The organism is Paenibacillus sp. FSL M7-0134, from assembly GCF_038007865.1.
GTDB classification, from domain to species: Bacteria; Bacillota; Bacilli; order Paenibacillales; family Paenibacillaceae; genus Paenibacillus; species Paenibacillus polymyxa_B.
The window spans coordinates 185,831-199,790 of record NZ_JBBOXV010000001.1; the positions used below are offsets into that span (position 1 = coordinate 185,831).

General features: G+C 42.8%; 14 protein-coding genes. 6 read left to right on the forward strand and 8 right to left on the reverse strand.

The window, feature by feature from the left end:
• Nucleotides 1-111: 111 nt before the first annotated feature.
• The gene (locus NSQ58_RS00835; protein ID WP_023990394.1) at nucleotides 112-813 is read left to right on the forward strand and encodes a YoaK family protein; all 702 of its coding nucleotides are present in this window, start codon (nucleotides 112-114) and stop codon (nucleotides 811-813) included.
• Between the two features lie 12 nt (nucleotides 814-825).
• Here NSQ58_RS00835 and NSQ58_RS00840 read toward each other — a convergent pair whose 3' ends face one another.
• From NSQ58_RS00840 to NSQ58_RS00855, 4 genes are all read right to left on the reverse strand, one after another.
• The gene (locus tag NSQ58_RS00840) at nucleotides 826-2,001 is read right to left on the reverse strand and encodes an alanyl-tRNA editing protein (RefSeq protein WP_023990395.1); all 1,176 of its coding nucleotides are present in this window, start codon (nucleotides 1,999-2,001) and stop codon (nucleotides 826-828) included.
• A gap of 331 nt (nucleotides 2,002-2,332) precedes the next feature.
• The gene (locus NSQ58_RS00845; RefSeq protein WP_341056733.1) at nucleotides 2,333-2,764 is read right to left on the reverse strand and encodes a universal stress protein; all 432 of its coding nucleotides are present in this window, start codon (nucleotides 2,762-2,764) and stop codon (nucleotides 2,333-2,335) included.
• Between the two features lie 2 nt (nucleotides 2,765-2,766).
• Complete coding sequence (locus NSQ58_RS00850; RefSeq protein ID WP_028541778.1) at nucleotides 2,767-4,002, reverse strand: CynX/NimT family MFS transporter; 1,236 nt, start codon at nucleotides 4,000-4,002, stop codon at nucleotides 2,767-2,769.
• Between the two features lie 220 nt (nucleotides 4,003-4,222).
• A complete protein-coding gene (locus tag NSQ58_RS00855; RefSeq protein WP_023990398.1) occupies nucleotides 4,223-4,789 on the reverse strand; it encodes a helix-turn-helix domain-containing protein in 567 nt (188 codons plus the stop codon).
• 335 nt (nucleotides 4,790-5,124) lie between these two features.
• Here NSQ58_RS00855 and NSQ58_RS00860 point away from each other — a divergent pair, with 335 nt between their 5' ends.
• From NSQ58_RS00860 to NSQ58_RS00870, 3 genes are all read left to right on the forward strand, one after another.
• Entirely contained in the window at nucleotides 5,125-5,658 is a 534-nt protein-coding gene (locus NSQ58_RS00860; protein ID WP_023990399.1) for a MarR family winged helix-turn-helix transcriptional regulator, read from the forward strand.
• A 134-nt stretch (nucleotides 5,659-5,792) separates the two neighbouring features.
• Nucleotides 5,793-7,112, forward strand: a complete 1,320-nt coding sequence (locus tag NSQ58_RS00865; protein ID WP_023990400.1) for an HlyD family secretion protein — start codon at nucleotides 5,793-5,795, stop codon at nucleotides 7,110-7,112.
• On the forward strand, nucleotides 7,096-8,346 hold the full coding sequence (locus tag NSQ58_RS00870; RefSeq protein ID WP_023990401.1) for an ABC transporter permease: 1,251 nt from the start codon (nucleotides 7,096-7,098) through the stop codon (nucleotides 8,344-8,346). Before NSQ58_RS00865 ends, NSQ58_RS00870 begins: the two co-directional genes overlap by 17 nt.
• Nucleotides 8,347-8,442: 96 nt before the next feature.
• Here NSQ58_RS00870 and NSQ58_RS00875 read toward each other — a convergent pair whose 3' ends face one another.
• Nucleotides 8,443-9,003 (reverse strand): NAD(P)H oxidoreductase, encoded by a 561-nt coding sequence (locus tag NSQ58_RS00875; protein WP_028541776.1) that lies wholly within the window; start codon nucleotides 9,001-9,003, stop codon nucleotides 8,443-8,445.
• 159 nt (nucleotides 9,004-9,162) lie between these two features.
• Here NSQ58_RS00875 and NSQ58_RS00880 point away from each other — a divergent pair, with 159 nt between their 5' ends.
• Nucleotides 9,163-9,558 (forward strand): winged helix-turn-helix transcriptional regulator, encoded by a 396-nt coding sequence (locus tag NSQ58_RS00880; protein ID WP_023990403.1) that lies wholly within the window; start codon nucleotides 9,163-9,165, stop codon nucleotides 9,556-9,558.
• A gap of 30 nt (nucleotides 9,559-9,588) precedes the next feature.
• On the opposite strand, the gene NSQ58_RS00885 is transcribed toward NSQ58_RS00880, so the two are convergent.
• The 3 genes from NSQ58_RS00885 to NSQ58_RS00895 all read right to left on the reverse strand — a co-directional run bounded on the left by NSQ58_RS00885 (nucleotide 9,589) and on the right by NSQ58_RS00895 (nucleotide 12,993).
• On the reverse strand, nucleotides 9,589-10,878 hold the full coding sequence (locus NSQ58_RS00885; protein WP_028541774.1) for an arsenical efflux pump membrane protein ArsB: 1,290 nt from the start codon (nucleotides 10,876-10,878) through the stop codon (nucleotides 9,589-9,591).
• 88 nt (nucleotides 10,879-10,966) lie between these two features.
• Nucleotides 10,967-11,320, reverse strand: a complete 354-nt coding sequence (locus NSQ58_RS00890) for an ArsR/SmtB family transcription factor (protein ID WP_023990405.1) — start codon at nucleotides 11,318-11,320, stop codon at nucleotides 10,967-10,969.
• 80 nt (nucleotides 11,321-11,400) lie between these two features.
• Complete coding sequence (locus NSQ58_RS00895) at nucleotides 11,401-12,993, reverse strand: alkaline phosphatase family protein (RefSeq protein ID WP_341056736.1); 1,593 nt, start codon at nucleotides 12,991-12,993, stop codon at nucleotides 11,401-11,403.
• 185 nt (nucleotides 12,994-13,178) lie between these two features.
• Here NSQ58_RS00895 and NSQ58_RS00900 point away from each other — a divergent pair, with 185 nt between their 5' ends.
• Complete coding sequence (locus NSQ58_RS00900; protein WP_075154790.1) at nucleotides 13,179-13,952, forward strand: alpha/beta fold hydrolase; 774 nt, start codon at nucleotides 13,179-13,181, stop codon at nucleotides 13,950-13,952.
• Nucleotides 13,953-13,960: the final 8 nt, after the last annotated feature.

Below are 13,960 nucleotides of genomic sequence, written 5' to 3' on the forward strand. Positions count from 1 at the left end.
TGCGGCTTCTTTGTGCCATTTTCATGCTTAAGTGATTAATTTAATTGTATGGTCCTGGATTTTCGTGTTAGCTTTAAAGAATCGACGTTTAGTATAGGAGGCTTATATGCCGTGTTTATGAAAGGCAAAATCCATTTACATCAGGTAACGTCCGAATCGTTGCGACTGGGCGCCTTACTATCATTAGTAGGGGGCTTTTTGGACACATATACCTTTGTTGGAAGAGGCGGTGTTTTCGCCAACGCACAGACAGGCAATATCGTGCTGCTGGCTGTTAAAGTCATTCAGGGGCACTGGATTCAGGCATTATCCTATATCCCGCCTCTAATCGCCTTTTCACTGGGGGTTTTTGTTGCTGAAGGGATTAAACGCAAATCAACCCACCGTTTAACTCCAGACTGGACCCGCGCAATTCTTTTACTGGAAATCGCGATTTTTTTCATCGTGGGATTGATTCCACAAGGAGTTCCCAATACGGTAGTAGTGGTGATCGTCTCATTCGTCGCTTCCGTGCAAATGACTTCCTTCCGCAAGCTCATTGATGTGCCGTACACCTCCACGGTCAGCACCGGTAACCTTCGATCAGCTATCGAGGCTGTGTATGTCGCTGTAACGACCAAGGACACGAACGCTGCCATTCGAGCGATGCGTTATGGTGTCATCCTGGCTGCCTTCTTGGTAGGAGCCTTGCTGGGGGGATTTCTGACTTTGACGATTGGGGATAAAGCCGTTTGGGGCGCTGTTGTTGCACTTATTTTTTCTTTTATTTTATTTACAGAAGAGGAAAAGTGGAAGCTGCCGCTTCGTCACTAATCCTCCATTACATCAGCCCTGAATGAACTGCCGCTGGGCCGTTTCGAAGAAATTCAAGAGGTCATTGCGGGACGAAAATGCTGCCTGCGCAGATTGGTTGCTACCGCCCCCTTTGCCCTGAAACGCGCCCAGATTTTCCTTTAAATACGCTCCGCAGCTAATGGAATGGGTACCATTATGTGCCAGAATGATTTTGTTTTCGGCTGTTGTGGCAAATAAAACAAGCAGATCATGCTCAGCGGTCAGCTTGGCAGCCAATTGCTGCATCTCCTGAATGGATTTTTGTTCAAATACATGAGCAAGAACATGCCCCTGTACAGCAGACAGCAACTCTTTCGCCTGGTACGATGCATTTTCCTCTTGCAAGAACTCCACTTGCGCCTTGAGCTGCTTATGCTCCTGCTCCCACTTTTCGAATCGAGTCAAAATATCCTTTCGTCCAGTATTGAACTTCGTAGATAACACGTCCAAAATCCGAACACTCTCATTAAAGTCCTGGAGTGCGCGAGCACCACATTTGAAATGGATTCTCGCCATCCCTTTTTGCTTTTCCCATTTCAAGCATTTAATCATTCCAATTTCCCCGGTCTGAGCTACATGTGTACCGCCGCAAGCATTATATTCAATGCCCTCGATCTCGACAATCCGAATATTTTCCGTCACTTTGGGCGTTTTCACCAGCGGAATATCCTTCAATTGCTCACTGGTTACAAAAAAACTTTTTATGTTGCGATTACTATAGATTTGCTGATTTACTTCCTGTTCGATTGCCGATAGCTGCGCAGGTGTTACATCCGAACAGTTCACATCAATCGTGGCATATTCTTGTCCCAGATGAAAGCTTTCAGTACGCGCACCCAACAACTCCAGACAAACCGCTGACAGCAAATGCTGCCCGCTATGCTGCTGCATATGATCAAATCTGCGCTCCCAATCCAATTGGCAGGCTACTTTCCTATCCTCCGGCAAATGCTCTACCTGATGCCAAATATCCCCATCCTCGAGAACAACATCTAATACACGGACGCCCTGAATTGTTCCTGTATCACAAGGCTGGCCTCCGCCATGCGGATAAAAGGCCGTTTCCTCCAGCATAACCAAATATTTTCCGTCTCTTTCCATGCTCTGTGTAATATGAGTGTCCCACTCCGTAAGATTTGGAGCAGTGTAGTATAATTTTGTCGTCATTCCAGATTCCTCACTTTTAGGTTCTTTGTCTCGTAGGATATCCACTTATTATCAAGCACTTCATTGTAAATATCAATGTAGGGAAAAGCTTGAACCATGGCACGAACAACTGTAGAAAGAAAATAAAGTACTAGACTGGATATGTTGGTCCCACGCGACATTTCGAATTATAAAACCGTCAGATCTCGTAAAAAAAGTATTAGACTGGCCCCAGCTATAAAAACAGCGGCAGCCGTGGACGAGAAAATAAAGTCCTAGACTGTCGCTGTTTTATTGAACTAAAGTTCTCCGTTAGTATAACAATGCATCATCTTTACGGTTCCCGAAGGAGTTAATGCACAATGAGGACTGGGCAACTTGATAGCTGTGAAACCTTGTGGCTGACACTTCCAAGCATCATTTCTTTTATGCCACTTAGCCCACGGCTTCCAATAATAATGAGTTGCTGCTTGGAATCTCTTGCATAATTTAATATTTCATGTGCAGGATCTCCCTTAAGATGAAGTATTTCCGGGTTAATCCCCGCAGATTCTAATTTGGATTTGGCTTGTTGCAACTGTTCCAAACTCGCTTTCTCCATTTCGTTCAATATTTCTTCCAAGAAATGCCCTGGTAAATATGTCATGCCATTCGATACATATTCCTGGCTGACATTAACCAAGGTAACTTGAGTTTGTTTGTTTCGAGCTATTTCAACGGTTGCATCGAGGAGTTTGTTCGTTATTTCAGCTTTATCAATTGCCACAATAATTTTGTCAAACATATTTATCGTCCTTTCCGTGGCAGCTCGTAACTATTTCGGCTACCTACAAAACGGTTTCTTGCTGCTCCTATACCGACTAAAAAGAGTAAGACCGAAGCGCCAAGCAGAATGAAAAGTGGCAGATTCCAACTATTTGTCGCATCATGCAGAAATCCTATAAGGGCAGGACCGATTGCGGCAAGAAGATATCCGATCGATTGCGCCATGCCAGACAGTTCCGCTGCTTGATGCGCATTTTCAGTACGTAAACCGAAAAACATCATGGACAAACTAAAGGCGCAGCCTCCACCAATTCCGAGTATTATAATCCACAACAGAATGATATTGGAGCTTCCGTATAGAAGTCCGAGCGTTCCCGTTAAAAGCAAAATGATTGTGATGACCACTAACAAACGTTGGCTAGACATGCGCCCAGCAATAACGGGGACAATAAAGGTAAATGGAAGCAGAGCTAACTGCATTATCGAGAGGTACCATCCTGATTGGTTTGAGCCAATTCCTTGCTGCTTTAAAATTTCAGGCAACCATGCGATCAACACATAGAAAACCATGGACTGTATACCCATAAACAAGGTTACTTGCCAGGCAAGAGGGGATCGCCAAACATTCACATCGTTGCTGGCCATCTGTTGACTCGTCGTGGTTGTTTGCTTCGTTTGATTTCTTAATTGGGGTAACCAACAGAGAATCGATACAAAGCTTAGAATCCCCCATATTCCCAATGCTCCCTGCCATTTTAGACCTGCGTTCACGGCTAGCGGTACACTGATTCCCGATGCGATTGCTCCAAATAAACTCATTGAAATTGAGTAAACACCTGTCATGGAGCCAATTTTATTTGGGATATCCCTTTTGATTAAACTTGGCAATAATACATTACATACGGCAATTGCGAATCCAAGAATTGCTGTCCCAATATATAGATTAGCTGCGCCAGATAAAGAACGTATTACAATGCCAACAGTCAGAACGATTAGGGCAATCAAAATGATACGTTCAATCCCATACCTTCGTCCAAATTTGGGTACTAGAGGTGATAATAAAGCAAAGGCAAGCAGAGGTAGCGTTGTTATCAGGCCTGCTACTGTATTTGAAATACGAACGTCATCCCTTATGAGACTCACTAAAGGACCGACTGAGGTTAAGGGAGCACGTAAATTAGCTGCAATAATAATAATGCCGAGAATTATCAGTCCTATAGAGGATGGTACGGCTTTTATATTTTGTTTGTTCGACATTCTTCATTTCTCCTTACTAAATTCATACGTAAAATTTGTTTCCTGCTGATTGAAAAACTATGAAATAACATCCGCGCGAACAATAAAAGTATATTATAATATATTATTTTTAACAATAAGTATTTTATAACACACATTAACTCATCTAAAAACAAAAATACAACTCTGAATTCCCGTCATGGAATTCGGAGTTGTATTTAATAAGTGGAATTTTCGACTTTTAGAAACCATACTTTAAGGATATATGGAGCACTGTTTCGCTATTCGTACGATTGGTATAAGAGTGAGGACAATCTGCACGAAAACTGATCGTATCATATTGATTCAATGTGTAAATCTCTCCATTGACTTGAATTTCAATGGAACCAGTCATTACTGTCGCAATTTCAGTTGTATTCACATGATGACCTTCAGGGTGATACGAGCTATTCGGCTGTAAGTAAGCCCGACACATTTCAATATCGTTGCTTGCGTTTTTAAAGACCGGTTCAATGATCCAATTTTTTTGATCATTAGAAAACCGCAGTCCTTCGCCTGCTCGATACAAACTAACAGGGTCTTCTGATTTCAACAAAGCTAATAGCGGTAAAGATATGCCTTTTGAAATTTTCCATATAATCGCCAAAGTTGGATTTGTATCGCCACGTTCGATATTCCCCAGAGTAAGTTTGCTTACACCCGTTAATTCCGCTAAGTCGTCTAAGCTCATGTTTTTTTCTTTTCTGTACTTTTTCAAGACACCGCCGATTTGTAATACAATTTGTTTTGATTCATCGATTTCATCCATTTGATATGCACCTCAACAAAAAACAATTATAGCTAGTATACTGTTTATCTAGACTCTTTTCCATACAATTAGTATGGGATGGTGGACTACACTCCTATGCAAAATTCTGACGTCTATGTAACTAATCTGCCAGTTAGCTTAATGAAGCATCGTCAGTCTAACACTTTATTTTTCAGTCTAATACTTTATTTTCTTTTGACAACAACCTCCATATAGTGAAAAATCCACATGACGATTAACAAAATTTAGCTTGAAATTCATTTTTGAATAGATTAAGATTAGTCGGCTAACTAATTTGTTGATTGGAACATACTGTAAGAAGAAAGGAGAACCCTATGGATTTTGATTTACGGGACTTGCCCACTCGTGAGGCGCTGCAAGAATTTTCTAAGCGTATCCCCGAGATTGATGTAAGAGCGACAGAAGCTATGCTATTTTTTATGCGAGTATCTTCCAGTGTTTTTAAAGTCAGTTTTGAGGGCTTTGAGAAGTTCGGTATATCTCATGGAAAATTTTCAATATTAATTCTCCTGTACCGCAACATCCAAACAGGATTGCTGGCTACAGAGCTTGCGGAGAAAGTAGGGGTTAGCAAGCCTACCGTTACCGGTCTGCTTGATCGCCTGGAACGCGATGGGCTTACTATGAGATCCGTACACCCTTCCGACCGCCGTATGAGCATTGTTAAACTGACCGAACAAGGAACAGAAATGATGGAAAGACTGCTGCCTACACATTTCACAAGCACTTCCACACTGATGAGCCACCTATCCACCGATGAAAAAGAGCTGCTCCTGACATTACTCCAAAAAATAGAAAGCGGCATCCCTCAAGCAAAAGAGATATATAAAGCAGCAAAGCCAGAATAAGTTTTAATTTTGCGTTTTAGTTAGCCGACTAACTTTTAAATTATTAAATAAAAGAATAAATAAAATGTACATACCAGGATATTTATTCGAGTCTATGTTTAACTCATTTTATGAATGTAAGGAGCGTATTACTCATGAATCGCACACAAGTCGCCAGCCTCATCATCCCTGTCATTTCTATTGCCTGCCTTATCGGCGGGGGGTTCCTGCTTCAGACTAACGGACAAGATCAAGTCAATGCTTCTCGATCTGTTAAAGGCACAACACTAAATGCGGATAGCATTCATGTATCGTTTGAACAAGTAGGAGGCAAAATCCTGAACATCCCGGTAACAGAAGAAACTAAGGTGAAAAAAGGAACTGTCCTTATGACTTTGGATTCCAAAGATGTGGATCTGCAAATTGAGCAGCTGCGGACACAAATCGCCCAGTTCAATACGCAGATCAGCCAACAACAACAATCCATCCATTTAGGGTATACACGAGCAGCAACTCAGGAAAAACAGGCACAGCTAGATATCGCGCAAGCTCAAGTGACTGAGAGTAAAAGTCAGGCCGCATTGCAGCGGGCACAAGCGGCTGAACGTCAAGCCACTGCTGCGGAACAACAGGTCAATAACGGGGCTCGGGATGAAGATGTTCAGCAGCAACGAATTGCCGTAGCCTCAGCCACCAAAAATGTTCAGACGGCTCAGACCAACTATAAGCGTAATAAAGCACTCTATGATGCAGGAAGTGCATCCAAAGCAGCGTTGGATGATGCCGAATCCTCTTTGACTTTAGCGACAAATCAGTTGAGCCAGCAAAAAGAGTCTCTTCAAAAGCTACTTCATGGTGCCACTTCTGAAGAACGTATGCAGGCCAGTGAACAGACGACACAAGCAGCCGTTTCGGTAAAACAAGCCGAGGAAGAAATTCGCGGTGCCCAATTGTCCGTCGATCGTTCCAAGACCCAACTGGAAACCATTCAGCAGAGTCGTCAACAGTTGGCAGATCAGAAGCTGGCTATTGACCTCTTAAAGCAACAAAAAGACACACAGGAAGTTCAGCTTAAAACGTTGCTGCTCAAAAAAGAACGCCTGGTGTTAAAAGCACCACAGGATGGCAAGGTTACTTCGATTAGTACCAAAGTCGGCGAAAATGTGGCGCAAGGGGCTCCTGTGATTACCCTGGAAACCAATGATTTATATTACGATCTCTATGTGAATGAAGAACAAGCGGGGAAATTCAAGGCCAATCAAGAAATTAAAACTCATATCTCTGGTCTCAATAAGGACCTGAAAGGTACGGTACGCTATGTAACTGCCGCACCACAATTCGCTAATGTGAAGATGTCCCGTGAAAAAGGAGAAGCAGATACCGCTACATTCCAGGTACGTGTATATGTAACAAGAGAAGCAGCTTTGCTACCAGGCATGACAGTTGAGGTGAATACAAATGAAATCTCTTCGTGATGAATGGTCGTATCTGGTTCACTCCAAGTATCCGATCATAGCTATCATCTTCCCGTTGATTGCCGTACTGGGGTATTCACTGTTGCTCCCAAGCAGCCAAATTAACGACGCTAACGTGGTAGTGGTGGATCAAGATAACACAGCTTACAGCCGTGAGTTCATTCAGAAAATAGATGCTTCCCCGTATATGAACGTAGCTGAGATTGTTTCGTATACGGACAACCCTGAACAGTATTTTTATCATGAGCAATATTTGGCTGTTATTTCCCTGCCGCATGGTTTAGAGGATAATCACAATCGTTCCCTTTCCAGCCGCGTGGGTCTCATTCTCGATAATACCAATGTTCAATCTATTACTTCGATTCGTACAGCTATGCAGGAAATTAGCGTTTCCGAGAATATGGAACTGTCTGTTCCAGCTATGTTGAAAACCGGGATGAACGCAGAACAGGCCCAAGGGGCCCTCAATGGTATCGCCTTGGAAGTGCGTTCCCTGTTTAATCCAACGAATGACTATCAGAATACGACGATACTTGCATTCACTTGTATGTTCTCTTTTATGATACTCAATATAAATAGCTTACCTCTGGTCGCTAGACTCCGGGTTTCCAAGAGGCTGGCTGCTGAGCTGCAAAATCCGTTCAACATACTACTGCGTATGCTTCCTTATACGCTGTTTTCGACGGCTGGCTTAATCTTCTCTCTCGGGATGCTTAAAGTGTTTGGAGGAGGCCGTTTCGAGGCCAATCCGATTCTCTTTATAATTCCGGTTGTCCTGTATGTATTCGGTACCGTTTGTATCAATGTCCTGGTTGCATGGGGCGCTGCACATCCAGGAATAGCCATCGGCAGAATGGTGATGATACTCATGCCTGCTTTTGTTTTATCAGGGGCTGTTCTTTCCAGATCACTGTTTCCACCTTTAGCGATTCAAATCGGTGATTTCTTCCCCTTTGTATGGATGTACAAATTCCTTCGTACCATGGGTCTGCGTGGTGCACCTTTGCAAGAGATGCTTCCCGAACTCGGTTCTCTGTTACTATATGTGGGTGTACTCTCCATGCTGGTTATCGCCAGAGCACTGTGGGAAAAACAAAAGCTGGCCAAGCAAACTGCTGGCAATGCTTCTGAAAAGGGATCACCACATCCCGTTGTTCCAGCAAGCTCAACTGGCGGCGGGTTATCTATGCAAGGGGCACCATCAGCACCTATGCATGAGCCTATAAAAGGATAGAGTCTCGTCTATAAAATAAAAAAGGGTTAAGTGCCGTCTAACGAGCCTTAACCCTTTTTCAATAATATTAACTTCCCATTGTTATCAGAATAAAATTCACTTATATGCCCGACCTAATTGATAAGCGTGCTCCAGTAAACCTTCAATGTATTCTTTCGATTCGGACAAAGTATCATAGAAGAACTCCACCTTGGACTCTCTTACTCTTGCGTAACCAGCAATGGCTTTATTCAAATAATTAGTAACTAAATCGTGATATTCATACTTGATCAGATGTTCTTTCGTTCCTCCCGCCAAGCACAGCCACAAGACCTGTTTTGTCTTGAACTCCTCAAGTAAACCTATGTTCCACACTTTATCCAGGTACCCTTTTAGCATGGAAGGAACACTGTACCACCATAGAGGAAACACAAAGACCAGAGCATCCGCAGCAGCAATTCTGTCCATCTCTCTCCGTGTTTCAGGAGCATATTGTTTATGAGGCGTATTCCAATCCAGCTCATCTGCCGCGCTATATACCGGATTAAACCCATCCCGATACAAGTCCAAAATATCTACCTCGTGCTTATTCTCTTTCAATCCCTCTACAAAACGATTCATGACCGCAAGGGTAAGTGAATCTTCTCTAGGATGCGTGACGACCAATAGAACTTTCATGTATCCGTAACCTTCTTTCTCCTCGTGATTGGTGTACCCTGTTTACAGATGCTATTATGGTTGATATATATAAAAGTGTGAAGTACGCACTTCATTGTACCGTAGGTACTTTAAGGTTCCTTAGTGCTTTTAGAACTACAAATTGGAGGGGGAAAGTTTATGGAAGACAACGCCAAAACCTATATGCTCGGGATCGAGGCAACTTTGGAGGTCATCAGTGGAAAGTGGAAAGGCATCATCCTACACCATTTAATCAGCGGCAGAAAACGTACATACGAACTTCGTCAACTCATTCCCAAAATCACCCAAAAAGTGCTCACCCAACAGCTTAGAGAGCTTGAAAAGGATGGAATCATCCACCGTATCATTTATAACCAGGTTCCACCCAAAGTGGAGTACGAGCTTAGTGAATATGGATGGGATTTTAAAGATCTGCTTGATCGTTTTTGCTTATGGGGAGAAGATCATTTGGATAGGATCTATGGAGATAAAACAAAGGTGCTGGAAGAGTATACTGTGAGGGAAAAAAACGCCAAACAAGCACCACCTCTTTAAGGAAGCGTGCTTGTTTGAAATACTATAGCCCTATGAAATGACTAACCACAGGTATAAGCCCAGTAGGGTCATAAAAAGTGTAGGAATGGTTAAGACAATGCCTGTCTTAAAATAAGCCCCCCAAGAAATTTTCACGTTTTTCGAACGAAGCACATGCAGCCACAACAACGTGGCTAATGAACCAATCGGAGTTATCTTCGGCCCGAGATCCGACCCAATGACGTTAGCATAAATCAGCGCCTCTTTGACTATACCGGTTGCATGGGTGGCATCAATGGCAAGCGCATTAATCATGACCGTAGGCATGTTATTCATGACCGACGAGATAATCGCCGCAATAAAACCCATGCCCATGGTGGCCACAAACATACCTTGATCGGCAGCCGCTTGAATCACATGGGCCAGCAGATCCGTCAAACCGGCATTACGCAGACCATACACCACAACATACATTCCGATGGAGAAAAATACGATAGCCCATGGAGCGCCCTTGATGACTTCTTTCATCGGCACTGCAGGACTTCTACGCGCCATCAATAAGAAAAAGATAGCAATAATACCGGCCACCACCGAAACGGGAATATTAAAAAATTCGCATGCAAAGTAGCCAATGAACAAAACCGCGAGAACGATCCAGGACATACGGAACATCTTTGGATCTTTAATCGCTTCCGCAGGCCTGATTAATTGTGTCGCATCAAACGTTTTCGGAATCCTTTTACGAAAAAAGAGATACAGTACTCCTATACTGGCTGCTAAAGAAAATAAATTAGGTATAATCATGCGACTCGCATATTCCATAAAGGTGATACCAAAGAAATCGGCTGACACAATATTAACCAAGTTGCTGACCACAAGCGGAAGCGACGTCGTGTCTGAAATAAAACCGCTCGCTATGATAAAAGGAAAAACCATTTTCTCATCCAATTTAAGTGCCCGAACCATCGCCAGTACAATCGGTGTCAGTATTAAGGCCGCACCGTCATTCGCAAAAAAAGCAGCAACAACGGCGCCAAGAATGGTCACATAAACAAACATCCGGGTTCCGCTTCCTCGCGCAGCTCGTGCCATGTGAAGCGCCGCCCATTCGAAGAAGCCTATTTTATCAAGCACCAACGAAATCAGAATAATGGCTACAAAAGCCAGTGTCGCATTCCAGACAATATGAGTAACTTCCCAAACATCATGCAAATCGACGACACCCACCAGCAAGGCGAGTATGGCACCGCCGCAGGCAGACCATCCTATGGACAAATTTTTAGGCTGCCAGATCACCAACACTAAAGTGGCTAAGAATATAATGCATGCCAACAAAATCAATGTTTTAAACCTCCATTACATCACCTTATAAACATATACTTATATTAAAAACATCTTTATCCCTGCAAGGAGTTAAACGGAGCAGCCTTTAGGATGAGCAGCAAGCCGATGAATCCGGTCCACAAGATGCGATCGGCTCCTCTTTATTCAGCCATTTTAAAATCTGCTTAGAGTCTGGCATACTCTCAAGAACAGCTTGAATATGCGGCTTGTCGTCTACATTTAAGGAATAGTATACCCACTGACTTCGTCGTTCTTCTTTTACAATCCCTTGCGACTTTAATTTTCTCAAATGTTGGCTAATGGCTGGCTGCGACATATCAAAGATATCTACAAATTCGCAAACACACCATTCTCTCTCTCTTAGCAGGGAAAGCATGGCCAGCCGAGTTTTATCCCCCAATAGCTTTAAATGATCGGCTACATAACCAAGTTGATCCAAGGTGTGCCCCCCTTCCACTTATATAACTATATGCTTATATACTAATGGAGTACGGTTTTAATATCAAGCACGAATAATACTTATTCGTTCACCAATTGCATAATCCAGTCTTTTATATCCACGATTCGCAGTGTTTTGGGACGTGTATTCGTTCCGGAAATAATTAATGGGACAAGGGAATCTTTTTCATGCAGCGATCCATGAGCTCCCCCTCCGATGTGAGTAGGGGAACTTTCGCCGACGAGTTCATATCCAGGTTGGACCGTGACGACAACATATCTTCCTTCATGTGAATTCATTGCCCCGTGTAGCCTCGCCAAAACGTCTGGATATTTTCCATATTGGATCCGGTTGTTATTCACCGTAATATCCACAAGGTCCTCTTCGCCCGACAAGGTCCACGATTGCCCATATTCATCGATGAATTTTCCACCGGGATGATAAGAAAACAGCTTACCCTTTTTTCCCTTTGTAACATGAATATTGTTTTTACCATCTTTCATAGCGATAATGTCGAGCTTGTCCTCATGCTGTAAAAGCTTCGCCACGTTGGACAGCTCTACGTTATCGTTTATCGCATAGATATAGGCCATCCGTTCATTAGCGGCAATCACGATTTGGTCATCACTTCTTACAGGTTGATTTAATTTTGCAATACGGTAATGATTCAAAAGCGACTTTAAATCAACAGCGGCAACCTGTCGATCATCATAAACAGCGCTTTGCGCACTGTCACCCATGACAACCCATATCGCATTGTTTACAGCTTGTTCCCACGAACCATATGCATTCAACACAGTTTGCAGTGCTTGATCTGCTTTTTCGATTCCCTCCAGTTGAGTCGGGCCCTTTCTATGCGCTAAATTATCATTCTCTGGAAAGTATGTGATGGTTACGTCTGGAAGTTTCTTCTGGCTTATTAGAAAAGCGGTATCTTTTGCGGAAAATTCGTCGTTCATCCCAAATTTTTTCCACAAAGGAGTATTCCAGCTATTTTTCGGATTCAATTGTGCCAAAGCTGCATAAGATAACCATTTAGGCCCTGTTACTATCATTTTTTCTGGCACCCTGCTGCTATTCGCTATGAAGTCAGGCACTTTTAAGGCATGTTTCGTTTTCCCTCTGAAGACAATAGCATTGATGGACGCGGATTCTTTTCCTTTGTCAGCCAATTCCTCATGTATGGTTTTCGTTTTTTTATTCAAATGAACTTGGTTTAATTGGTAAATTGCGTCTAAGAATACTTGCAGTTGGTCTATCTTCAAGGCTTCTTTGGCACCATTGCCGTAGAGAATCATGCGTTTCTTTTGGTCGCTGTACCAAACGAGTCCGGGCACATGATGTTGGTTTGCATACGTTCCCGTTAATAATGTACTGTCGATTGTCACAGACATCGTGGGAAATGAACTCACTACTTGCGGGAAATATTGCCCTTGATGAAGGAGATATTGCATCGCGGGTGCACGGCCTTCTTGAATCGCATCTTGCAAAGGCTTATCCATTAATGAATCAATCAAGATCACAATGACAGGTTTTTTGCCCATTTGATTTACTATGATAGGTGACTTCACACTTTGTTGTTTTAGCTGTTGACTGGAGTCCGCTCTACAGCCCAAGATCATCAACAATAAACTTAGCACTAGTGCTATGGTAACTTTATTTTTCATGCCCATGTATGTGTCCCTTTCTTAGAAAAACTTGATCCTCTTATTTTTTTCTTGTACTAAAAATATTATTCCTGTATTGGATCATCGGGACAAAGGTATTTCATACAAGCAATTAAAGTTACGCCTCCATGAATTTTTTGGATCTAATAGGCCAAATTTAAGATCAAACCATTCAGGGAGGGAGCATAACCATGGCTACTACAAACATAAACGAATACTCTATGCATTACATGGATTCTGGTGAAGGAATGGCCATCCTATTCATTCACCCTCCAGTACTCACAAGCTTAAATTTTACACACCAATTCCAAGAGTTATCATCCGATTTTCGAACTATAGCTTTTGATATCAGAGGACACGGTAAAAGTCAGCCTTCCGAACAAACGGTTACTTATCCTCTCATCGCCCTGGATATTAAACATTTGATGGACCGGATGAGCTTAGATAAAGTATTTTTGTGTGGATATTCTACCGGAGGCTCGATAGTACTTGAGTTCCTCTTGACTTATCCAGATCGGGCATGGGGAGGAATTGTTATCAGTGGAATGTCGGAAGTAAACGAATGGCGACTAAGAAACAAAATTTCTTTGGGCATTGCTCTTTCCAAAATCGGCGCAGTCGGTACGCTTGCCCTTTCTATTGCTTGGTCACAAACGAAACAGCTATCTTTGTTCCGTAAGTTATTCAACGATGCGAAGCAGGGAAATCCCAGGAATGTCGAACAATATTACCGTTACAGCTTGAAGTACAACTGCACCTCTCGGCTCAAGGAAATCCAGCTTCCTGTCCTGCTCGTTTATGGTGAAGAAGATAAGCACTTTCATCCCTATGCCAAAATATTGCATCAACAATTACCAAATAGTGAGCTGGTTTTCCTTAAGAAAGCTGATCATCGCCTTCCTACGAAGGCCGCCAGATTATTGAATGAACTGATCAAGCAGTTCGTAGATCGCTTCAGTCTTTAAGGTAAATC

What these genes read in the sequence shown, in the direction of transcription:
- NSQ58_RS00840 (WP_023990395.1), bottom strand. Translation starts at nt 2,001, where the DNA reads ATGACGACAAAATTATACTACACTGCTCCAAATCTTACGGAGTGGGAC.
- NSQ58_RS00845 (WP_341056733.1), bottom strand. Translation starts at nt 2,764, where the DNA reads ATGTTTGACAAAATTATTGTGGCAATTGATAAAGCTGAAATAACGAAC.
- NSQ58_RS00850 (WP_028541778.1), bottom strand. Translation starts at nt 4,002, where the DNA reads ATGTCGAACAAACAAAATATAAAAGCCGTACCATCCTCTATAGGACTG.
- NSQ58_RS00855 (WP_023990398.1), bottom strand. Translation starts at nt 4,789, where the DNA reads ATGGATGAAATCGATGAATCAAAACAAATTGTATTACAAATCGGCGGT.
- NSQ58_RS00860 (WP_023990399.1), top strand. Translation starts at nt 5,125, where the DNA reads ATGGATTTTGATTTACGGGACTTGCCCACTCGTGAGGCGCTGCAAGAA.
- NSQ58_RS00865 (WP_023990400.1), top strand. Translation starts at nt 5,793, where the DNA reads ATGAATCGCACACAAGTCGCCAGCCTCATCATCCCTGTCATTTCTATT.
- NSQ58_RS00870 (WP_023990401.1), top strand. Translation starts at nt 7,096, where the DNA reads ATGAAATCTCTTCGTGATGAATGGTCGTATCTGGTTCACTCCAAGTAT.
- NSQ58_RS00875 (WP_028541776.1), bottom strand. Translation starts at nt 9,003, where the DNA reads ATGAAAGTTCTATTGGTCGTCACGCATCCTAGAGAAGATTCACTTACC.
- NSQ58_RS00880 (WP_023990403.1), top strand. Translation starts at nt 9,163, where the DNA reads ATGGAAGACAACGCCAAAACCTATATGCTCGGGATCGAGGCAACTTTG.
- NSQ58_RS00895 (WP_341056736.1), bottom strand. Translation starts at nt 12,993, where the DNA reads ATGGGCATGAAAAATAAAGTTACCATAGCACTAGTGCTAAGTTTATTG.
- NSQ58_RS00900 (WP_075154790.1), top strand. Translation starts at nt 13,179, where the DNA reads ATGGCTACTACAAACATAAACGAATACTCTATGCATTACATGGATTCT.